Origin of the sequence: Nonomuraea sp. LPB2021202275-12-8 (assembly GCF_037044575.1) — a bacterium.
GTDB lineage: Bacteria > Actinomycetota > Actinomycetes > Streptosporangiales > Streptosporangiaceae > Nonomuraea.
On sequence record NZ_JBAHWD010000020.1, the window covers coordinates 14,470 to 34,540 of the forward strand.

General features: G+C 70.3%; 21 protein-coding genes and 2 pseudogenes. 12 read left to right on the top strand and 11 right to left on the bottom strand.

What is annotated here, in order from left to right:
• The first annotated feature begins 133 nt into the window (after positions 1-133).
• From V5E28_RS30315 to V5E28_RS30330, 4 genes and pseudogenes are all read left to right on the top strand, one after another.
• A complete protein-coding gene (locus V5E28_RS30315) occupies positions 134-640 on the top strand; it encodes a hypothetical protein (protein ID WP_336211936.1) in 507 nt (168 codons plus the stop codon).
• Positions 641-979: 339 nt separating this feature from the next.
• Positions 980-1,456: pseudogene (locus V5E28_RS30320) on the top strand (hypothetical protein); the annotation flags it as partial.
• A pseudogene (locus tag V5E28_RS30325) lies at positions 1,425-1,757 on the top strand (flavin reductase family protein); the annotation flags it as partial. The pseudogenes V5E28_RS30320 and V5E28_RS30325, both read left to right, overlap by 32 nt.
• Positions 1,758-1,796: 39 nt before the next feature.
• The gene (locus tag V5E28_RS30330) at positions 1,797-2,273 is read left to right on the top strand and encodes a hypothetical protein (RefSeq protein ID WP_336211939.1); all 477 of its coding nucleotides are present in this window, start codon (positions 1,797-1,799) and stop codon (positions 2,271-2,273) included.
• 4 nt (positions 2,274-2,277) lie between these two features.
• Here the strand turns inward: V5E28_RS30330 and V5E28_RS30335 are convergent, their stop codons facing one another.
• The 3 genes from V5E28_RS30335 to V5E28_RS30345 form a co-directional block, all read right to left on the bottom strand.
• A complete protein-coding gene (locus V5E28_RS30335; protein WP_336211941.1) occupies positions 2,278-2,463 on the bottom strand; it encodes a hypothetical protein in 186 nt (61 codons plus the stop codon).
• 73 nt (positions 2,464-2,536) lie between these two features.
• On the bottom strand, positions 2,537-2,797 hold the full coding sequence (locus tag V5E28_RS30340) for a hypothetical protein (RefSeq protein WP_336211943.1): 261 nt from the start codon (positions 2,795-2,797) through the stop codon (positions 2,537-2,539).
• Positions 2,798-2,862: 65 nt separating this feature from the next.
• Positions 2,863-3,372, bottom strand: a complete 510-nt coding sequence (locus tag V5E28_RS30345; protein WP_336211945.1) for a VOC family protein — start codon at positions 3,370-3,372, stop codon at positions 2,863-2,865.
• Between the two features lie 61 nt (positions 3,373-3,433).
• On the opposite strand from V5E28_RS30345, the gene V5E28_RS30350 reads away from it, so the two are divergent.
• From V5E28_RS30350 to xylA, 3 genes are read left to right on the top strand one after another with little or no spacing between them, the layout of a single operon-like run.
• On the top strand, positions 3,434-3,883 hold the full coding sequence (locus tag V5E28_RS30350) for a MarR family winged helix-turn-helix transcriptional regulator (RefSeq protein WP_442945888.1): 450 nt from the start codon (positions 3,434-3,436) through the stop codon (positions 3,881-3,883).
• Positions 3,884-3,943: 60 nt separating this feature from the next.
• Positions 3,944-4,132 (top strand): hypothetical protein, encoded by a 189-nt coding sequence (locus V5E28_RS30355; RefSeq protein ID WP_336211947.1) that lies wholly within the window; start codon positions 3,944-3,946, stop codon positions 4,130-4,132.
• Positions 4,133-4,162: 30 nt separating this feature from the next.
• A complete protein-coding gene (xylA, locus tag V5E28_RS30360; RefSeq protein WP_336211949.1) occupies positions 4,163-5,308 on the top strand; it encodes a xylose isomerase in 1,146 nt (381 codons plus the stop codon).
• On the opposite strand, the gene V5E28_RS30365 is transcribed toward xylA, so the two are convergent.
• Positions 5,309-6,529 (bottom strand): saccharopine dehydrogenase family protein, encoded by a 1,221-nt coding sequence (locus V5E28_RS30365; RefSeq protein ID WP_336211951.1) that lies wholly within the window; start codon positions 6,527-6,529, stop codon positions 5,309-5,311.
• 85 nt (positions 6,530-6,614) lie between these two features.
• Between V5E28_RS30365 and V5E28_RS30370 the strand changes: the two genes are divergently transcribed.
• The 4 genes from V5E28_RS30370 to V5E28_RS30385 all read left to right on the top strand — a co-directional run bounded on the left by V5E28_RS30370 (position 6,615) and on the right by V5E28_RS30385 (position 10,829).
• Complete coding sequence (locus V5E28_RS30370) at positions 6,615-7,316, top strand: TetR/AcrR family transcriptional regulator (RefSeq protein ID WP_336211953.1); 702 nt, start codon at positions 6,615-6,617, stop codon at positions 7,314-7,316.
• A gap of 209 nt (positions 7,317-7,525) precedes the next feature.
• Positions 7,526-8,200, top strand: coding sequence for a DUF998 domain-containing protein (locus V5E28_RS30375; protein WP_336211954.1), 675 nt, complete (start codon positions 7,526-7,528; stop codon positions 8,198-8,200).
• 56 nt (positions 8,201-8,256) lie between these two features.
• Positions 8,257-10,458 (top strand): sensor histidine kinase, encoded by a 2,202-nt coding sequence (locus tag V5E28_RS30380; protein ID WP_336211956.1) that lies wholly within the window; start codon positions 8,257-8,259, stop codon positions 10,456-10,458.
• Entirely contained in the window at positions 10,455-10,829 is a 375-nt protein-coding gene (locus V5E28_RS30385) for a DUF742 domain-containing protein (RefSeq protein WP_336211959.1), read from the top strand. The genes V5E28_RS30380 and V5E28_RS30385 overlap by 4 nt, the downstream gene beginning before the upstream one ends.
• Here the strand turns inward: V5E28_RS30385 and V5E28_RS30390 are convergent.
• The 6 genes from V5E28_RS30390 to V5E28_RS30415 all read right to left on the bottom strand — a co-directional run bounded on the left by V5E28_RS30390 (position 10,826) and on the right by V5E28_RS30415 (position 16,990).
• On the bottom strand, positions 10,826-11,398 hold the full coding sequence (locus V5E28_RS30390) for a GTP-binding protein (RefSeq protein WP_336211960.1): 573 nt from the start codon (positions 11,396-11,398) through the stop codon (positions 10,826-10,828). The two genes, V5E28_RS30385 and V5E28_RS30390, sit on opposite strands and share 4 nt — an antisense overlap.
• Positions 11,379-11,741, bottom strand: coding sequence for a DUF742 domain-containing protein (locus tag V5E28_RS30395; RefSeq protein ID WP_336211962.1), 363 nt, complete (start codon positions 11,739-11,741; stop codon positions 11,379-11,381). Before V5E28_RS30395 ends, V5E28_RS30390 begins: the two co-directional genes overlap by 20 nt.
• Positions 11,738-12,142, bottom strand: a complete 405-nt coding sequence (locus V5E28_RS30400) for a roadblock/LC7 domain-containing protein (RefSeq protein WP_336211963.1) — start codon at positions 12,140-12,142, stop codon at positions 11,738-11,740. Before V5E28_RS30400 ends, V5E28_RS30395 begins: the two co-directional genes overlap by 4 nt.
• Positions 12,139-14,217: a sensor histidine kinase gene (locus V5E28_RS30405; protein WP_336211965.1), complete on the bottom strand. Its 2,079-nt coding sequence runs from the start codon at positions 14,215-14,217 to the stop codon at positions 12,139-12,141. Before V5E28_RS30405 ends, V5E28_RS30400 begins: the two co-directional genes overlap by 4 nt.
• A 203-nt stretch (positions 14,218-14,420) precedes the next feature.
• On the bottom strand, positions 14,421-15,302 hold the full coding sequence (locus V5E28_RS30410; protein WP_336211969.1) for a PrsW family intramembrane metalloprotease: 882 nt from the start codon (positions 15,300-15,302) through the stop codon (positions 14,421-14,423).
• Entirely contained in the window at positions 15,299-16,990 is a 1,692-nt protein-coding gene (locus V5E28_RS30415; protein ID WP_336211971.1) for an FAD-dependent oxidoreductase, read from the bottom strand. Before V5E28_RS30415 ends, V5E28_RS30410 begins: the two co-directional genes overlap by 4 nt.
• 353 nt (positions 16,991-17,343) lie before the next feature.
• On the opposite strand from V5E28_RS30415, the gene V5E28_RS30420 reads away from it, so the two are divergent.
• A complete protein-coding gene (locus V5E28_RS30420; RefSeq protein WP_336211973.1) occupies positions 17,344-17,994 on the top strand; it encodes a hypothetical protein in 651 nt (216 codons plus the stop codon).
• Between the two features lies 1 nt (position 17,995).
• On the opposite strand, the gene V5E28_RS30425 is transcribed toward V5E28_RS30420, so the two are convergent.
• Positions 17,996-20,032, bottom strand: coding sequence for a glycosyltransferase family protein (locus V5E28_RS30425; protein ID WP_336211975.1), 2,037 nt, complete (start codon positions 20,030-20,032; stop codon positions 17,996-17,998).
• Positions 20,033-20,071 lie beyond the last annotated feature (39 nt).

Sequence of the window (20,071 nt, forward strand, 5' to 3'; positions counted from 1 at the left end):
CACACCGGCGCACCCGGGCAACCCTGGGCGAGGCACATCTCCGCACTGCCGTGGCAGCACCTCCGTGACGGCTCAGCTGTGTATCAGCCCTGAATCCACGCCACCCGGCGGAAGGCGGCTAGGCTCACGCTTCGTGAATCGCCGAATCGTCGCCGCGCTGCTCATCGCCGGACTCATCGGCATGAGCGGTCTCGCCGTGGTCGCCTCCACGGCGGGCTCGTTCCTCGACTCCGAGAGCGGCTGCGCCGGCGCCGAAGAACGGCTCCTGCCCGCGCTGACGTCGCTCGCCATCCTGGACCAGGCGCCGGGCCAGGCCGTACCCCAAGGAGACCGGTCCACGGGATGCGAGCCCGACGACCAGTTCGTGTACGTGGGGCAGAGCTACCGGTTCTCGGGCGCCAGAGCGGACGTGCTCTCCTTCTACGAACAGCACGCCGCCCAGTACGGATGGCGGCGCGCCCCCGTCACCCCGTCCGAGCCGCAGGACAAGAGCCTGTGCTACACCGGGTCCATCGGCGGGGCGCGGACGTTCGCGTACGTGTGGTTCCCCGCGGACTCCGGCCTGGCGAGCCCCGACGAGTACAACGTCACGGTCTCGGCCCGCGAGGGCGAGACCCCTGACAACGGCGTGATGTGCTGACGGCGCCAACAGCCCGGCCATAGTCCACGGCCGGCCGCTCAGCGGCGTAGGGGGCAGGCGGCTCCTGCTGCGGCATCGAAGGCCGTCGCCTGACGCGGCGGGGTCCGCTGGTGCCTGGACTGGCTGGACCGGCTGGAGTCGGTGGTGCGCGCGTACGGCCACTTCGACGCCAAGGAGCAGTACGACGACCACCTGGAGCTGTACGAGCGCGCCAGAAGCGTGTACCGGAGCCGGTTGCCGCGATCTTGAGCAGCGGGTCTGTGCACTTCTACCTGGAACGCGGACTCATGTCATGACGATGATCACGTGTCACCCGGATACGCGAAGGCAGGGGCCTCCATGGCGCACAGGGTTCTGCTGGACAACGCGCCGCTGTTCGCCAGCTCGGATCTGGACGAAGTCCGGGAGCAGGTGGGGCGGGTGTTCTGCGCGCACCGGCTGGACCTGACCGGCGACCCCGCTCTGCTGGCGGCGCGCTTCAACTCCGCGCAACTCGGCTCGGTCCGGGTGAGCTACCTCGACTACGGCGCCGACGACCGCATCGAGCCGGGCGAGCTGGAGTCGTTCTATCTGGTGCAGGTGCCTCTGGCGGGCAGCAGCCTGATCCGGTGCGGCGGCCAGGAGTTCGTGTCCACCCCGTCGCTCGCCTCGCTGTCCTCGCCCACGGAGTATCTCGACATGCGCTGGGCCGCGCCGGTCACCACCGTGGCCGCACGCTGGGGCTTCCCGCACCAGGGCCGCTTCGCCGCCGCCTACAGGAACAGGTACGGCCGGCCGCTACGCCACCGGGGTGGCGGTCGTCACCGCCTGCGCGCCGGGCGGCGAGCGGCTCGGGGTCACGGTGAACTCCTTCGCCTCCGTCTCGCTCGACCCGGCCCTGGTGCTGTGGTGCCTGTCCAAGCGGGCGCCGAGCACGCAGGCGTTCCTGCGGGCCGGGAGGTTCGCCGTCAACGTCCTGGCCTGCGGGCAGGAGCACCTGTCGCAGCGGTTCGCCAGGCCGGCGCCGGACAAGTTCGCCGGAGTGGAGACACGCCTCACGCCCAGCGGGCTGCCGGCTCTCGCCGGTGCCCTGGCCTTCTTCGCCTGCTACGCCGCCATGGACCGGATCGGAGCCTGAGCGACCGCCTGTGATTAGCTGTTGGGGGAGTGAGCCGCGATGGAAAAGCCCCTGGCCAGTGCGCTGCACCAGACGACAGGCCCCTTCTACGTGCTCGACAAGGAGGTCGCGGAGGGCCTGCGTCCCGGCACGGTCTCCTCCTGGGGGCAGGAGGTCAGCCCGCCCGGCGACGACTGGCTCGCGGTGGGCGCCAACAGCGTGCTCTTCCAGGCCGGGCTCAGGAAGCGGAGCTATGTGCGGCTCGACGTGTGGAACGGGCCGCCGCCCACCGGTGAGGCCTGGCAGCGGACCTGGGACGGACGACTCCTGCTGCCTTCGGGGGTGGTGACCCTCGTGGAGTTCGAGGAGGGGGAGCTGGATGACTACGCCCCCTTGGACCTGGGTGTGCGCGAGGCTCTCTGGCAGGTGCGGGTGCGGGCCAGGTTTCTGACGAGCGACCGCGAGGTGGGCCTGCCCGCCGAGGCCTACGACGTGGACCTTTACGGGATGCAGTTGTGGAGGCTCGCCGGCGAGTAGGCCGTCAGGCGAGGCAGAGCTCCGCGCCGGATGGGGCCTGCTCGTCGTCGAGACCGTCGAGCAGGATGGCGGCCAGGTGTCGGCGCTGGGCGCCGGTCAGCGTCATCGGGAGCACGATCGGCATCAGCTCGATCGCACCGCCGGGCAGCTGCCGGACATGGCAGGGGAGGGGAGAGAAGGTGTGAACCACTCCCTCACTATCGCAGGCGCCACCGACAAGATCAGGCGGTTTTACGCCTCCGCGTTGGGGCTCCAACGCCCGTCTACCGTTCGTCGTCCCCCTCGTCGCCGTCGGCGAATTCGTCGACCAGGTTGTCCAGGACGCGGCTCACGGCGTCGCCCAACGGCCGGAACGCCTGGGTGAGGGCGCTGGCGAGGGGCCCGAAGATCTCGGTCACCTCGCGCAGGAGGTCGTCGCTCTTGTTCTCCGGAGGCGCCCAGCGCATGGCGTCGGCGCTCATCGTCTCCCACTCGTCGACGACACCGTCGATGGCGTCGAGCACGTGGTCTGGATCCCTCGGCATGACCGTTCTCCAAAAGAGGAATCGGATAATGCCACGGTAACCCGATTGGACCCCATGATGTCTTCCTAAACGGGGATGGAAACTCCCACGCCGCCGCGCGTCTGCCCGCCGTACCTCTCCTTGTCGGCGGCGAGGTCGAGCGGCCGGATGGTGGAGCGCGCGGCGATCACCTCGTCGTCGAGCAGCGCGGCGGGCACCAGCCAGGAGACCTCGAACTCCAGCCCGTCGGGGTCGCGCCCGTAGAGGGCCTTGGTGGTGGCGTGGTCAGAGGCGCCCACCAGGGCGCCGAGCTCGGTCAGCTTGCCGGCGACGCGCTCCAGCTCGTCGAGCGTGTCGATCTCCCAGGCCAGATGGTAGAGGCCGACGGTGGAGCGGCCCGCCGGTGAGGGGCCGGCCGCGGCCCCGATCTCGAACAGTCCGAGGTCGTGGTCGTTGGTGGAGCCGGCGGCCTGGAGGAACGCGGCACCCGCCATGCCCATGACCACCTCGAAGCCGAGCGCCTCGCGGTAGAAGGCGACGCTGCGCTTGACGTCCCGGACGTACAGGACCGCGTGGTTGAGCCGCTGCACGGGCATGGTGATCCCCTTTCGACAGGATTCACAGCAAAGTATATGAGAGTTCAAGTAAATTGGGGAGGTGACCAGATGGCTGGACGACGACGAGCAGCGCACGTGGCGGAGTTTCCTGTCCGCGACCCAGCTCGTGAACGAGGCGCTCGACCGCCAGCTCCAGCGGGACGCCGGCATGCCGCACACCTATTACATGATCCTCGTGGCCCTGTCCGAGGCGCCTGAGCGGTCGATGCGGATGAGCGAGCTGGCCGGCCGGGCGCAGAGCTCGCAGAGCCGCCTGTCGCACGCGATCGCCCGGCTGGAGGAGCGCGGCTGGGTCCGCCGCGACCGCTGTCCCGACGACCGGCGCGGCAACGTCGCCGTTCTCACCGGCGAGGGCTTCGCGGCGCTGGAGGCGGCGGCCCCCGGCCACGTGGAGGAGGTGCGGCGCAGCCTGTTCGACGCGCTCACCCCCGAGCAGGTGCGCCGGCTCGGCGAGATCTGCGCGGCCGTGCGGAACACGCTGGAGCGATAGCCGGAAAAGTGTCGGGGGCACGCCGTAGCGTTGCGCGGGTAGTCGAACGAGGAGACGGGGATGCGCGACACCGATGAGGCGCTGTTCAGGACGGTCCACGGCATCGCGGGGAGGCTGGCCGGCCAGCCGGTGCCCGTGGTGATGGACGCGCTGATGAGACAGCTCCCTCCGGCGCCCGGCATCGCGGTGGCCGAGCTCCGCAGGATCGCCGAGGAAATCAGCGTGGGGCGCGACCCGTCAGGCTTGTGATGGACCCCCCTGTCGGGGAGCATCGAAGTCATGTACGAGCCCACCCCTGAAGACAGGTTCACCTTCGGCCTGTGGACTGTCGGCTGGCAGGCCCGCGATCCGTTCGGCGACCCCAGCAGGGCGCCGCTCGACCCGGTGGAGAGCGTGCACCGCCTCGCCGAGCTGGGCGCCTACGGCGTGACCTTCCACGACGACGACCTGCTCGCGGTCGAGCCCGACCGCGACAGGGCGATCGCGGCCTTCAGGAAGGCGCTCGGCGAGACCGGGCTCAAGGTGCCGATGGCGACCACCAACCTGTTCACCCATCCGGTCTTCCGCGACGGCGCCTTCACGAGCAACGATCGCGACGTGCGCCGCCACGCGCTGCGCAAGGTCATGCGCAACATCGACCTGGCCGCCTCGCTCGGCGCCCGCACCTACGTGTGCTGGGGCGGGCGCGAGGGCGCCGAGTCCGACGCCGCCAAGGACGTGCGCTCGGCCCTGGGCCGCTACAAGGAGGCCATGGACCTGCTCTGCGCGTACGTCCGCGAGCACGGCTACGACCTGCGCTTCGCCATCGAGCCCAAGCCCAACGAGCCGCGCGGCGACATCCTGCTGCCGACGATCGGGCACGCCCTGGCCTTCATCGGCGAGCTGGAGCACCCGGAGATGGTCGGGCTCAACCCCGAGGTCGGGCACGAGCAGATGGCCGGCCTCAACTTCGTGCACGGCGTCGCGCAGGCGCTGTGGCAGGGCAAGCTCTTCCACATCGACCTCAACGGCCAGCACGGGCCCAAGTACGACCAGGACCTGGTGTTCGGCCACGGCGACGTCAAGAGCGCCTTCTTCCTGGTGGACCTGCTGGAGCACGGCGGCTACGACGGCCCCCGCCACTTCGACTACAAGCCGCTGCGCACCGAGGACTCCGAGGACGTGTGGATCTCGGCGGCGGCCAACATGCGCACCTACCTGATCCTGCGCGACAAGGCGCGGCGCTTCCGGGCCGATCCCGAGGTGCTGGAGGCCCTGGCCGCCTCCCGCGTGGACGAGCTCGCGCAGCCCACGCTGGCGCCCGGCGAGACGCTGGCCGACCTCGCGGCCGACCGCTTCGACCCGGACGCCGCCGCCCAGCGCGGCTACCACTTCAGCCGGCTCAACCAGCTCGCCCTCGAACATCTCCTGGGCGTGCGCGGCTGATCACTGCTCCCGCATCCCCCACGGGGAGCCGTACGCCGTCAGCAGGTCCAGGAAGGGACGCGGCGCGAACGCCTCGGGCCCGAGCACTCCGGCGCCCTTCCAGACGCCGCCGGCCATCAGCTCCAGGGCGACCACCGGGTTGACGGCCGTCTGCCAGACCACCGCCTGGGAGCCGTACTCGCGCATCGACCACTGGTTGTCGACCACGTGATAGAGGTAGACCTCGCGCGGCTCGCCGTTCCTGGTGCCCTTCACCCAGGTGCCCGCGCAGGTCTTGCCGTGCATCCGCTCGCCCAGGCCGGCGGGGTCGGGCAGCACGGCGGCCACCATGTCGCGGGGCGAGACTCGGGCCGGCCCGTGGTCGGTCGCCACGGTGACCGGCTCGGTGCGGTCCAGGCCGAGCTCGTGCAGGGTCCTGAGCTTGGCGATGAAGTCCTCGCCGAGCCCGTACTTGAAGGTGACGCGGCCGGCGTCGACCCAGCGGGGCACCAGCAGCACCTCCTCGTGCTCGACGTTCACGCACTCGACGGGGCCGATGCCCTCGGGGAAGTCGAAGACCTCGGGCTCGCTGAACGGCTCGGTGGTGAACCAGCCCCGGTCCTGCTCGTAGATCAGCGGCGGGTTGAGGCACTCCTCGATGGTGGTCCAGATGGAGAACGACGGCGCGAAGTCGTAGCCGTCGACGGTGAGGTTGCCGCCGTCTCGGATGCCGATCTCCTCGATCTCGTCGAAGAGCTCGTCGGCGGCGTAGCGGGCGAACACGTCGGCGAGGCCGGGCTCGACCCCCATCCCCACCAGGGCCAGCCGTCCGGCGGCGGCCCAGTCGCCGGCGCGCGCGAACTGCTCGTCGCCGAGCTTGACGCCGGCCTGCTCGTACGGCCGCTCGGGGTGCGGCCTGGACATGGACATCGCCATGTCGAGGTAGTCGGCCCCGGCCGCGAGCGCCGCCTCGAACAGCGGCATCACGAAGCGCGGGTCGGTGGCGTTCAGCAGCACGTCGCACCGGTGCTCGTTCAGCAGGTCGATGACCGCGGCCTGGTCCGAGGCGTCGACCCTGGCCGCGGTGAAGCGGCTCTCACGCGGGTCCAGGGCGGCGACGGCGGCCTCGGCACGGGACAGGTCGTAGTCAGCGACCACCATATGGTCGAAGAACTCTCGCCGGGTGGCGATCCGGGTGACGGCGGTCCCCACGCCACCGGCGCCCACAAGCAGAATGCGCATGATCTCTCCTGGTCTCTTGGGGGGTGCTCATCCAGGAAAGGCCAGTAGCATCGTCAACGTCAATGGCGTTGGCATAAGGACGAGCATGGCGAAGCGAGTAGTGCCCGACGCGGGCCGCCGGCGGCGGCGCCCGACCCGGCAGGGCCAGGTCCTCACCCACGAGCTCATCGTCGAGACGGCCCTGCGCATGCTCCGCGAGCACGGCGCCGCCGGCCTCACCTCGCGCCGGCTGGGCCTCGCCCTGGGCGCCGACGCCAGCGCGATCTACCGCTACTTCCGGGGCATGGACGACCTGACCCTCGCCATCGCCGACGAGCTGTTCGCGCACGCGCTGGCCGGCTGGCACCCCACCGGCCACTGGCGGGCGGACCTGCGTGCCCTCGGCCTGAGCATCTACGCCGCCTACCTGGCCCACCCGCAGGCGGCGGTCCTGACGGCCAGCCGGGTGGCCGGACGTCCGCACGAGGTCGCGGTGGACGAGACGATCCTGGCGATCCTGCGCACGGCCGGCTTCCCCGATCCCGACGCGGTCCGCATCTACCACGCCTTCATCGACCAGAGCCTGGCCTTCGCCGTCCTGGACGCCGCCTCCCTGGCGCTCCCCGCCGCCACCAGGCAGGCCGACGAGCAGGTCTGGCAGGCGACCTACGCCCGCCTGCCCGCGGACACCCATCCCCACATCGCGGCCACGGCGGAGCTGCTGGTCGCCCACATGAACGACAGCGCCTACCCCACCGCCCTGGACATGCTTCTGGCCAGCGCCGCCGCCCAGCTGGCGGCCCTCTAGGGACGGGGTGCCCGCCCCAGGTCCGCGCCCCGGGCGCCGTCCTCGCGGACGAGGGATTCCCTCCGCGAACCCGGTCGACGCCGGACGCCGGCCGAGGCCTTGGTCGCGTTCGGGTCGGGGTCGCATCGCGGGCGGCTCAGGGTCGGGTAAGGGTCGGGTCGGGGGTGGGGCCGGATGTGCTGAGGGGCGGGAGAGGACAGGCTTTCCCCATGACCGCAGTAAAGAGGCTCTATCCGCTCATCGCGCTCGCCGCGATCATGTTCGCGGTGGTGGGGGTGGTGGCCGGACAGCTCGGCCCCGACCCTTACCTGGACCCGATGAACGTGACCGTGAGCGAGTACGCCGTGGCCGACCGCGGGGGCGTCACGGAGGTAGCGATGGCGGTGCTGGCCCTGGGGTCGCTGGCCCTGCTGGCGGGACTGCGGGCGGCGGGGGCGCCGGTCCGGGGGATGCCGGAGAAGTTGCTGATGGTGTGGTCGGGGGCGCTGGCCGTCGCCGCGGTCATCCCGACCACACCGCTGGGCGCGGACCTGACGGTGGCCGCACAGGTGCACCGGTGGGTGTCGGTCGCGGCGTTCGTGAGCCTGCCTGCGGCGGGGGCGCTGCTGGTGCCGCGGCTCGCGGCCGACGAGGCCTGGAAGCCGGTGGCCCGGGTGGTGGAGTGGCTGGCCCTGGCGGGTGGTCTCGGGCTGCTGGCGATCACGTACGTGGCGCTCCCTGGGGAGCGGGTGATGATCGGTCTGGTGGAGCGGATGCTGCTGGGCGCGGAGGTCGCGTTGCTGGCTGTACTGGCAGTATGGCTGGTTCGTCTGGTGTGGATGGGAAGCATCCGTCGTACCGCTAATTTCCTGACATATCACAGATTTATCGCGAGTCGATCTTAAAGCTGCCTGTATCGGTGCTATTCTCTCCGGCGATCTTCTATCCGGGAGCGGGTGTCATGGCATCGGGCAGATCCATCAGATTCAAGATCTCGACGCTGCTCGTCATCCCGTTGATCTCACTGATCGCGCTGTGGGGATTCGCCGCGAGCACCACCTCGAGTGAAGCGCTCAACCTGCTGAAGGTGCAGACTTTCTGGACCGGCGTCATCGACCACACCGACTTCCTGGTCGTCAACCTCCAGCAGGAACGCCTCGCCTCCGCCGAGCTGCTCGGCGGCGGCGCCACCGACGCGGCCGCGGTCTCCGCCGCGCGCGCCAAGGTGGACGAGGTCAGGGCGCGGCTCGTGAAGCAGGCCGGGGCGGAGGACACCCAGGCGGCGCTTTCCCAGGACATGAAGACCCAGCTCGCGGCTGCCTTCAAGGCCATCGACCGGCTGTCGGAGATCAGGCGCCAGGTCGACGCCCGCAAGCTCACCCCGCATGCCCTGGTCACCGAGTACGCCACGATCCCCGACGCCATCGACCGCCTCTACTCGGTGTTCACCGTCAGCACCGACGTCGAGCTGGCCCGGCAGGCGCAGGGACTCATCGCCGCCCAGCAGGTGCGCGAGCTGCTGAGCCGAGAGCACGCGCTGATCGTCGCGGGCAACGCCACCCCCGGCGGTGACCTGTGGACCATGGCCGAGGTCCACATGCTCGCGGGCATCGACGGCGCCAGGACGTACCTGTTCCCCAAGGCCATGGCCAACCTCGACGCCGAGCTGCGCGCCCCGCTGGAGAAGCTGAGCACCTCCTCGCGCTACGTCACGATGGAGCGCGCGCTCCACACCTACATCGAGGGCAAGCCGGTCGACATGCAGCTCTGGCGCGGCACGGTCGAGCCGGTGCTGAAGGAGTTCACCCAGGGGCTCTACACCACCGGCGACATCCTGCTGGCCAGGATGGAGCCCGCCGGCATGGTCATCATCGTGCGGGCCGCGGTCGCGGGCGCGCTGGGCCTGCTCGCGGTCGTCTTCTCCGTCTTCATCTCGATCCGGGTCGCCAGGCGCGTCTCCCGCGAGCTGGCGGTCCTCCAGCACAGCGCAGTCGATCTGGCCCAGGTCAGGCTGCCCCAGGTGGTGACGAAGCTGCGCCACGGCGAGCCCGTGGACATCGAGGCCGAGGCGCCGCCCATCACGGTGACCGCGGGCGCCACCCGCGAGGTCGCGGACCTGGCGACGGCCTTCGACAGCGTGCAGCGCACCGCGGTCGACGCGGCCGTCGAGCAGGCCAGGCTCCGTGAGGGCATCGCCGAGGCGCTGCGCAACCTGGCCAGGCGGACCCAGTCGCTGGTCCAGCGCCAGCTCAAGCAACTGGACGAGATGCAGCGCCAGACCGAGGAGCCGGAGGCGCTGGAGCGGCTGTTCAAGCTCGACCACCTCACCACCCGCATGCGCCGCCACGCGGAGGGCCTGGTGCTGCTGTCGGGCGGCTCGGCCGGGCGCAGGTGGCGCGGCATCATCCCGGTCGAGGACGTGCTGAGCGGCGCCGCCGGTCAGGTCGAGGAGTACACCCGGGTCCGCGTCTACCCGATGCCGGAATGCGGCGTCGCGGGCACGGCCGTGGCCGACCTCATGCACCTGTTCGCCGAGCTGATCGAGAACGCCACCACGTTCTCCTCGCCCGGCAACGAGGTGTCGGTCCGCGGCGAGCTGGTGGGCAAGGGCTTCGCCGTCGAGATCGAGGACCGCGGGCTCGGCATGTCGCAGGAGGTCCGCGACGTCGTCAACTGCAAACTGTCCCGGCCGCCCGAGTTCGACCCGTCGCAGAGCGAGCGCCTCGGCTTCGCCGTCGTCGGCATGCTGGCCGCCAGGCACGGCATCGTGGTGACGCTCAAGCCCTCCCCGTACGGGGGCACCACGGCGATCGTGCTGGTGCCCGCGGGTCTGATCCAGCCGATGCCGGCGCCGCAGCCGATGGAGATGCCCGAACTAGAGTCGATCTCGGTCTCGGTGGTCGCCGACGACACGGGGCCGGGCGAGCTGCCTCGCCGGGTCCGGACGAGCAGGCGCGGCCTGGAGTCGCAGGACTCGGGGCTGCCTCGCCGGGTCCGCCAGGCCAACCTGCCGCCGAAGCTGCAGGAGTCACCGCCCGCCGCACCCGCCGAGCCCGTCGAGGAGCGCTCGCCCGAGGAGGCCCGGGCGCTGCTCTCCTCGCTCCAGTCGGGCTGGCAGCGCGGGCGCGAGGACAGCGACCAGAATGGGGGATCGCGATCGTGAGCCATGAGCAGGAATGGGTGGACGACGAGGCGGGGCCTGTCGTGCGCCCGTACGCGGTGGCCCGCGGCCGTACGAAGTCCACCTCCGCCACGCTCGACCTGTTGGCGACCGTGGCCCTGACCGGCCAGCCGGCGCCGGCCCAGGCCGACCTGGGCACGCAGCACCGGCGGCTGCTCAACAGCGTCTCCGGCCATGCCAGGCCGATCGCCGAGGTGGCCGCCGAGCTGAACCTCCCCGTCCAGGTGGTCAGGGTGCTGCTCGGCGACCTGCTCGGCTACGGCCTGGTCACGGTACGGGCGCCGCGCTCCAAGGCGTCGTCCCCTACGGAGAGCCTGCTCAGAGAGGTGATCAACGGGCTGCGGGCCCTCTAGCCCGCGGCGGTCAGCGTCTTGAGCGAGTGCTCGACGAGTGTGATCATGACTTCCTTGGCGGACGTCCGCCGCCGCACGTCGCACAGCAGCACGGGCACGTCGTCGTCCAGGTCCAGCGCGACCCGCACGTCGTCGACGGTGTGCCGGTCGGCCCCGTCGAAGCAGTTGACGGCCACCACGAACGGCGTGCCGCGCTGCTCGAAGTAGTCGACGGAGGGGAAGCAGTCGGTCAGCCTGCGGGTGTCGGCGATCACGACCGCGCCCAGCGCGCCGTAGGACAGCTCGTCCCACATGAACCAGAACCGCTCCTGCCCGGGGGTGCCGAACAGGTACACCACCAGCCCTTCGCGGATCGTGATGCGGCCGAAGTCCATCGCCACGGTCGTGGTGGTCTTGGCCTCGACGCCGTCGATGTCGTCGACGCCGATCCCGCGGTCGGAGAGCACTTCCTCCGTGCGCAGCGGTCTGATCTCGCTGATCGACCCGACCAGGGTGGTCTTGCCCACGCCGAACCCTCCAGCGATGAGGATCTTCAGCGCGACTGGGTCCTCAGAGAGCACGGAGTCCATTGATCACTTCCTTGAGAATGCCCTCATTCGGGCGCGACCCGGCAGCTGAGGGCGACGTCACCGAGATGAGGCCGTGGTCACGCAGGTCGCCGAGCATGACCCGGACGACGCCGACGGGCAGGTCGAGCTCGACGGCCAGGTCGGCCACCGAGATCGGGATACGTGCGGCCCGGTAGATGAGCAGCTGTTCGGGGTTGAGGTCCGCAGGGGGGTCCCCGATGGCGCTCACGGTCGCGATGAGATCGAAATTGTCCCCCGAGGACCTCGTGCGGCCGCGGATGAGGGCGTAGGGCCGGACGACGGGCCCCGCATCCTCGTCCAGCCACTGCGGGGTGTCACTCATGGCGTGGCTCGCGGGTTGGTGGTGATGTGCTGGCCCACCCGCTTGACCAGCATCGCCATCTCGTAGGCGATGTGGCCCACGTCGACGTTGGCGTCGGCGAGCACCGCCAGGCAGGTGCCCTGCCCCGCCGCCGTCACGAAGAGGAACGCCGACTCCATCTCGACGATGGTCTGGCGCACGTCCCCGCCGCCGAAATGCCGTCCGGTGCCGCGGGCCAGGCTCTGGAAACCGGCCGCCACGGCCGACAGGTGCTCGGCGTCCTCTCGGACCAGTCCCTTGGAGTATCCGACCGCCAGGCCGTCGGTCGAAAGGATCACCGCTTGCCTGACCGCGCCCACCCTGGTCGTCAGGTCGTCAAGGAGCCAGTTCAGTTCACCGGTGTTGGTCGTCGGCACACTCATGCCTCCCCCTCCTCATTTGCTTCTTCTCGGGCACGTTGGGTTCCCCGTTGGAACGCGGAGAACATGTCGCGTACCTCGTCGGGAGAGCGTTCGTTCGTCCGCTCAGGCTCCGGCTCGGGCGGCGGGCCGTCCTTGAGCCGGGATGACAGGTTGGCCTGCCTCACCCTCCTTGGCAAGCCCGCGTGAGTTCCGCTGCTCACGACCGCGAGCGCTTTCTTCCTCGTACGGCTCGGCAGCGCGGCCGTGTCGTCGCCGCCGGCGGTGAGTTCGGCCTGGTCGGTGACCAGCGCGGCGGGCACGAGCACGATGGCCGTGGTGCCGCCGAAGGGGGAGCGGCGCAGCAGCACCTTGATGCCGTGCCGCTCGGCCAGCTTGGCCACCACGAACAGGCCGAGCCTGTCGCTGTCGGCCAGGTCGAACTCGGGCGGGTTGACCAGCAGCGCGTTGTACGCCGCGTACTCCCCGGCCGGCAGCCCGAGCCCGCGGTCCTCCACCTCGATCGTGTAACCGTTGCTCACCCGGTCGCCGCGGACCTCGACGTTGGAGTTCGGCGGGGAGTAGATGGTGGCGTTCTCGACCAGTTCGGCGATCAGGTGCGTGAGGTCCGCCGCGGCGCCGCCGTCGATGGCGCTGCCCGGCATGCCCGCGACGGTGACCCTGGTGTAGTCCTCGACCTCGGCGACCGCGGCCCGGACGATGTCGACCACGGGCACCGGCTTGCGCCACGCCCGGCCGGGCGCGGCGCCGGACAGGATGATCAGACTCTCCGCGTGCCGCCGCATGCGGGTGGTGAGGTGGTCCAGGCGGAAGAGCTCTTCCAGCTGGTCGGGGTCGTGGGTGCGGCGCTGCATGGCGTCGAGCAGCGAGAGCTGGCGGTGCAGCAGGCCCTGCTTGCGCCTGGCGAGGTTGAGGAAGACCTGGCCGACGCCGCGGCGGAGCGCGGCCTGGCCCACTGCCGCGTGCACGGCGGTGCGCTGCACGGAGCCGAACGCCTTGGCCACGTCGGTGATCTCGGCCGAGCCGCTGACCTTGATCGGCTTGGCCTCCTTGCCGACGTTGACCTCTTCGCCGTTGCTCAGCCGGTCGACGAGCGCGGGCAGGCGCTGCTCCGACAGCTCGACCGCGGCCGCGCGCAGCCCGGCCAGCTCGGCGGCGAGGCGGCGGCCGAAGCGCACGGAGATGACGATCGAGGCGAGCACGGCGACCAGCCCGACGCCGCCCGCGACGGCGATCTCCACCTTGATGGCGTTGGCGCCGCTGGCCGCCCGCTCGGCGAGCGTCGCGGCCGACTCGGCGCCGAGCTTGTCGAGCCGGGTCGTGAGCTGGTCGACCGCGGTGTTCCAGGCCTGGGCGTCGGGCGGCGGCGCACCGGTCCTGATGATGCGCGCCTCCATCGTGGCGAAGCCGAGGAACGGCTCGCTCTGGAAGAGCTGCTGGTACGGCTGGCGGAGCTGGACGTCGAGGCCTGCCTGGCCGCGTGCGTGCAGGAACTCGCGCGAGGAGACGTACTCGGTGAAGGCGGACGCCTCAGGCTCGGTCAGCCGCTTGTCGATGAGCGCGGCCCTGATCAGCGCGTGCTCTCTGGCGATGAACTCGCGGGCGTTGCCCATCGTCTGCAGGGAGGAGGCCTGCTGGTAGACCGACAGGTCGGGTACGGGGGTCAGGTGGTCGTAGAACCTGAACATCGCGTCCAGCACCCGGTTGTACTCGATCAACCCGGTCAGCCGGGAGCTGAAGCCGTCGTCGATGCCGGAGCGGATGGACCCGAGCCGGCCGAGCTCGGCGCGGAGCGTGGCGAGCGGCGTCCGCATGTCGTCGCTGATGGAGTCGTCCGCCTCGACGGCGGCCTGCTGGAAGGCGGTGACGGCCTTGTCGGTGCGGGCCCGCTGCTCGCCGAGATCCTCGGTGAGCTGACGCGTAGTCACCGCGACGACAGAGCGTTCGCGCTCGGCCTGGAGCTGAATTCCCAGGTCGGTCGAGGTGACGCCGATTGTCCGGTAGAGCGTGTCGCCTCGCAGGAGGGACTGCCCGTCGCTCACGGTGAGGTTGAGGACGAAACCCCAGAGCGCGCTCAAGGACAGAAGGGGTAGCAGCAGTAATAAGAAGATCTTGAACCGAATTGACCGGTTTTGCGAGCCCATGTCCCAACCTCGGAGTCGAGGGCATTTCCACACCTGGTGTAAATACACCTCCGGAAGATCGCACAGGAGACTAGCACCGATAAGCAGGCGGCGCATGGGGAGGAACAGGATGATTAACGTGATTACTGGGGCAAGTCTCAGGAACGTGGCGGCGAGGACAGCGGGGCATTCCCCTCAGCCCTTCCTCCACGTGCCGAACGGCTGACGGCCACGAGCCAGGCCAGCCCGATCGCCGAGATCACCACCAGGCCCGCCCAGTGGAGCACCGTGAAGACATGGACCTGCCACGGGGTGACGTCCGGCACCCTGCCGATGCGCAGCAGCTGGAACTGCCATGGCCGGCCGGTCAGCACCAGCGTGATGGCGATGGCGATGGCCGCCATCGAGTCCCAGAGCGCGTGCAGGAGCGAGACGCCCAGATAGGCGAGCAGGACCTGGACCGTGAACCGGCCGCCGGCGGCGAAGAGCACGCCGCCCGCGATGGCGGTCCACAGCCCGTGCCCCACCGGCGTCAGGATGCTTCTCAGCACCTCGGTCTCCACCAGTTGCGCCAGCGACAGCCCTTCGGACGTGAAAAGCGCGTTGAAGGCGTAACCGGCGCTTTCGAAGGCGGCGAAGCCGAAGCCCACGGTCGCGCCGAGCACCAGGCCGTCCCTGGCCGTGCGCCGCTTCATGCGCCTGGTCACGAACGCCAGCGCCGCCAGCTTCACGGCCTCCTCGATCAGCCCGACCAGCGCGAACATCAGGATCGACGGCCTGATGAGCCAGCTCTCCAGCAGCGAGGCGCCGAGCACTCCCAGGATGCCGCCGACCACGAACGCGTGGAACATCAGCTCGACCGTGACGTCGGGGGAGCGCTCGCGCTCATGGGCCCAGAGCACGAACGTGACCGGGACCAGGAAGCTGCCGAGCAGCACGACGGTCGGCACCAGGTTGGAGTTGGCCGTCCAGGTGGTGACGGCGACGGTCGCCACCCAGAGGACGAGCCCGGTCAGGAAGACCTTCAGCCAGAGTCTCACGCGGACAGCTCTCCGGCGGCCCGGTGCGCCGCGGCGACGGCGGCGCCGCCCCGGCCGGCGGCCACGGAGTCAGATCCGGCGATGGCGATCCTGCCGAACCGCCTGCGCGCGATCTCCGCCGGGAACGGGCCGTCGGGGTAGAACGCATGCCACGGCCGGCAGTATTCGGGCGCGTGCCCGTGACCCCACCGGTGAATCTCGATCGCCTCGATGTCCCGGACCGGATCGAACCCGCCGGGCCCGAGCAGCCGGGTGAGCTGGTCACGGGCGCTGTACTCCAGGACGCTGTAGGGCGTCCTGATCAGCGCCCGCCGCCCGGCGACCGCTCCCTCGGCCGGCCCGAGCTCCGACCGGCAGGGCGCGGCCACCAGCCGCGCGCTGACCGGGCCGCCGGCCGGCTCGTCCAGCTCGGTCAGGCACCAGTACGCGCCGGTCCAGCGGGTGCGGGTGACGCCGACCCGATCCCAGGCGCTCCGGTCGCGCAGCCGCACCACCGCCTCCACCAGCGGCATCCGCACCGCGCCTGCCAGCGCCTCCCGCTGGGCGGCGGGCAGATCGGGCACGAGATACGGGATGACCGTGCTCCAGCAGGCCAGGATCACCGCCCCGGCGTCGACGGTGCTGACCCCGTGGCCGTCGAAGTAGCCGACGGTCGCGCCGGGGCCGCCGTCGCGCACCGACACCACCGGGCTGGACAGTCGCAGCCGTACCCGGCTGCCGGGCCGGTCCAGGGCGGCCGGACTCAGCCGGTCCAGCGCGGCGAACCCGGGAATCAGCTGGTCCGCCAGCTCGCGGACCTGGGCCCGGGCCTCCCGGTGAGGGCGGCGCCACTCCTGCTGGATGGTGGGCGAGTTGAACCGCGAGGGCTTGCCCGTGTCCAGCCCCAGGCCGTCGAAGCCGGGGTAGGCCCAGCCGCGGGCGCTGCCCCAGGCGTCGATCGCGCCGAAGGCCCGGGTGCCGTAGGCCCACTCGGCGCTGGACATGGTCCGGCAGAACCGCTCGACGTCCGGGTGCGCCCGGCAGACCTTCAGCAGGAAGTCGGAGTACGTCAGCCCGGCCAGCCGTTCCTGCTTCTCCTCTGGCGACAGCCGGGGATACCAGTCGGGGGCGTCCCGATACAGGCGCAGCAGGTCCTTCCTGGCCCGGTCGGCTACCGGCAGGCGGCCGATCCACTCCTCGGCGGTGGTCCGGTGCTCGTGGCGGATCAGCGTCTCGACCGGGAAGGTCTCCCGGTCGCACATCACGCTGTCGTACGGCGCGTGGCCGGACCTGCGCCGGTGGCCGCCGAGTTGATCATGGTTGTCCAGGATGAGGACGCGCGCGTCCGGGTTCCCGCGCAGCCACTCGGCGGCCGCGCTCATCCCGCTGACGCCCGCGCCGACGACCACCAGGTCGTAGCTCTCGCCGGTGGGCACGGCGGGCCCCGCGTGTTCCCAGAACCGGCCGTCGCGCAGCGCGTGGGGCACGCTGAGCGCCTGAGCGGTGTCACCCTGCAACTGTGTGAGGTCTGGGGCAGAAGTGGCTGTATGCGGCATCTCAGGCGCTGCCGCGCGACCCTCCCACGAGCCGAGCGTGGCCAGGCCCGCGCTCATGGCGACCCCGTCGAGGAAGTCGCGGCGGGAAAGCGGCCGTCCCATCCCGAGGTCGCGATCCGGGGCCCCCGACTCCGAGCAGGTGATGTCACTCATCCCGCGATCATCATCACTCCGGCCAAATGCCGCGTCAGGGCGCGCAGTAGTTCGAGCAACATTTTGCGTGACCCGGTACCGCGAATTCCCCGCAGACTAGCACCCGGAAATATCTCGAAAAATCACCCAAAATGGCGGTGAACGGCCCGCGTCCGGAGTGCAGCCGCTGCTCGGTGAGGCCATCGTCCGGCTTGGCTCGCGCCGTCCGGCGCCCGTCATCGCAAATTCACCGAATCCCGTGAATAGCGTCGTTGCCCATTCTCGCGTCCGCCGCTTCCTCTAGCGTCTAAACGATGTCACTGAAGTGAAATGGAGAATTCATGCTTAAGGCCTTTTCCGGCGTATGTCTGAGCATGATGGTTATAACGGCGTGCTCCTCGGACGGGGCCGCCGATCAGCCCGCCAAGCAGGCCCAGCCATCCGCATCGGCCACGTCGGCGGCCCTGGCCACCCGGCTGCGCGCCGCCCTGCTGCCCGCGCCGAAGGGGATGCGCGTGGCCTACGGCCCCGAGGTCGGCGCCTTCGGCACCCTGGACTCCATCAAGCAGGGCCTGGAGGCCATCCGGCAGACGAAACTGGAGCGGCCCGAGTGCGCGGGCGCGACCGAGCTCGACCCGGCCAAGCCGGAGGTCGCGAGCGCCCCCGCCGCCGTCATAGCCTTCGCCTCGGCCAGGGGCTCCATCAGCCAGGCCGTGGTGGCCCTCCCGCCGGCCGAGTTCCCGGGCCCACTGCCCGGCCAGTGCGCCGCCTACAAGGCCGTGATCAAGGGCACCGAGGTCACCTACCGCACCCGCGACCTGGCCATGCCGAGGCAGGGCGACGAGTCGCGCGCCTACCTGACCACGGCGTCGGGCGCCGACCAGAACGCCCAGATCGGGTCGGTGGTGATCCGCCGCGGCAACGTCGTGATGAGCCTCATGGTGGTCGGCCAGGAGGTCAAGCGCGCCGGGCTGCTGGAGCTGGGCCGGCTGGCGGACCAGAACCTCTCCCGCGTCGCGACCTGACTCAGATCAGCACGTGGTCGTCGGGGCGGCCGGCGAACGAGAACTGGGCGTTCCTGGTCAGCTTGATGTGGTCGGCCTGCCAGGTGTGCATCGAGGAGTCGGCGCTGCGCCAGTAGACGAAGTTGAACCGGTCGGCCGAATAGATCTTCACCCCGTCCTCCTTGAGCCTGCGCACGAGGTGGGTGTCCTCGCCACGGGTCAGGTCGGGGAAGCCGTAGGAGCGGAACATCTCCGCCGTACCGAGGAACGTGCCGCCCTGCACCAGGAAGGAGTAGCGGTGCTCCAGACCGGGCAGGCGCAGCATCGTGGTGTTGCGGCCCTCGAAGTAGGCGTAGTGGGCGCCCTTGCCGACCAGCTCGGCGTCCGAATAGTCGAAGGCGCGGACCAGGTCTGACAGGTAGTGCTCGCCGTACAGGTTGTCGTCGTCCATCTTGGCGATCAGCTCGCCCTCGGCGGCGGCGATGCCCAGGTTCATGCAGGCGCCGAGCGACAGCTCCGGGGCGGCGGGCAGCACCGTGACGTCGGTGATGCCCGCCATGCGGGCCTTGTCGGCCACCACGACGGGGTCGATGTCGAGGCCGTGCAGCACCATGATGAGCTGCAACGGCCGGTGGATCTGCTTGGCCACCGAGGAGATCGCGTGCTCGATCTGCGAGGCGCGGTTGGTGGGCAGCACCACGGAGATCGACCGCGAGCGCGGCTGCGTGGGCCGGCCGAGCAGCTGGAGGATCTGGTCCACGCGGTGCGAGAAAAGGTGCTTGTCGAAGACCTCGCGCATGGCCAGGTGGCCCATCCTGGCGCGCAGCTCCGGACTGTTGATCAGGTGCAGGACCTGGTTGTACGACTCGATCGGCTCGCGGGCGATGGGCACCAGCTCGCCGAACGTCTCCTCGATGGCCCTGGACCAGCCGGACACGACCGGGGTGGCGCAGGCCGACAGCTCGAAGACGCGGCGCGCGCACATGGTGGGCGAGTCCAGCACCGAGTTGACGTTGAGGAAGACCTTGTACATGCGGTAGGCGGCGAGCATCTGGTCGTAGGGCAGCTCGCCGGCGATGTGCGGCCGGTACTTCTCCGGCCAGGCGTACTTGTCGTCCACCTCGCCGTTGCGGGCGAAGATGTGCAGGCCGAGCTCGCGCACCGGGTCGAGCACGGTCTCCATCTGCTCGCGGCGCTCGGGGTGCTTGTCGCGGAAGTACATGCCGGCGAAGACCACGTCGTGCAGGCGGCCCTGCTTCTGCTGGATCGGGTTGTGCACGCGGGGCTGCGCCGCGAACTGCAGCACATCGACCCGATCATGTCCGAGAACTTCGCGATATCTCGGCACCATGTCGCCGTCGCACGTGAACACGTAGTCGAACAGCTTGGCCGTGTCGATGAAGAAGTCGAAGTTCGGCGGGTCCTCCTTGTTCCAGAAGACCGTCGGGATCCCCTCGGCCCGGCACCAGGCGACCAGATCGCGCAGCGGCTCCTTGGGCGCGTTGGTGCCGGTCATCTGATAGCGCCAGCGGCCCTGGTTGCCGTGCCAGGCCGACTCGCAGAACAGCAGGTCCGGCCGCTTGTCGGCGAAGATCTCCGGCCAGTCCTTGAGCCCGAACTCGATCTGGTCCCACTCGTACCTGAAGGCCATCCTGGAGAAGTCGTCCAGGATCACCGCGACCCGCAGCTCGGGCCGCACCACCGGTCCGAGCGGCCACTTGGCCGGGGGCACCTCCACCTGCGGCGGCCGGTGGCCGGCCAGCTCGACGGCCTCGGTGACCGGGATGGGCGCCTTGGGGGCGCGGTCCTTGGACCTGACCGCCTCCAGCACCTTGCCGGGGCTCTTCGAGCCGATCGCCTCGCCCAGCTTGAAGGTCCGCTTGGCCTGGGTGGCCTCCAGCTTCCAGCCCGCGTAGGCGGCCTTGGCCTCGGCTATCTCCAGCCTCCTGCGCAGCTCCCTGATCTCCGCCTCGTACCGCTCGACGACCTTGCGCTCTTCAGGCAGCCAGTTGACGGGGCCGAGTCGCTGGAACGTGGGCTCTTCTGGAGTTTCGGCCATGAGGTGCTCGCCTATCAGTGTGCGGAGATTTGTCATGCT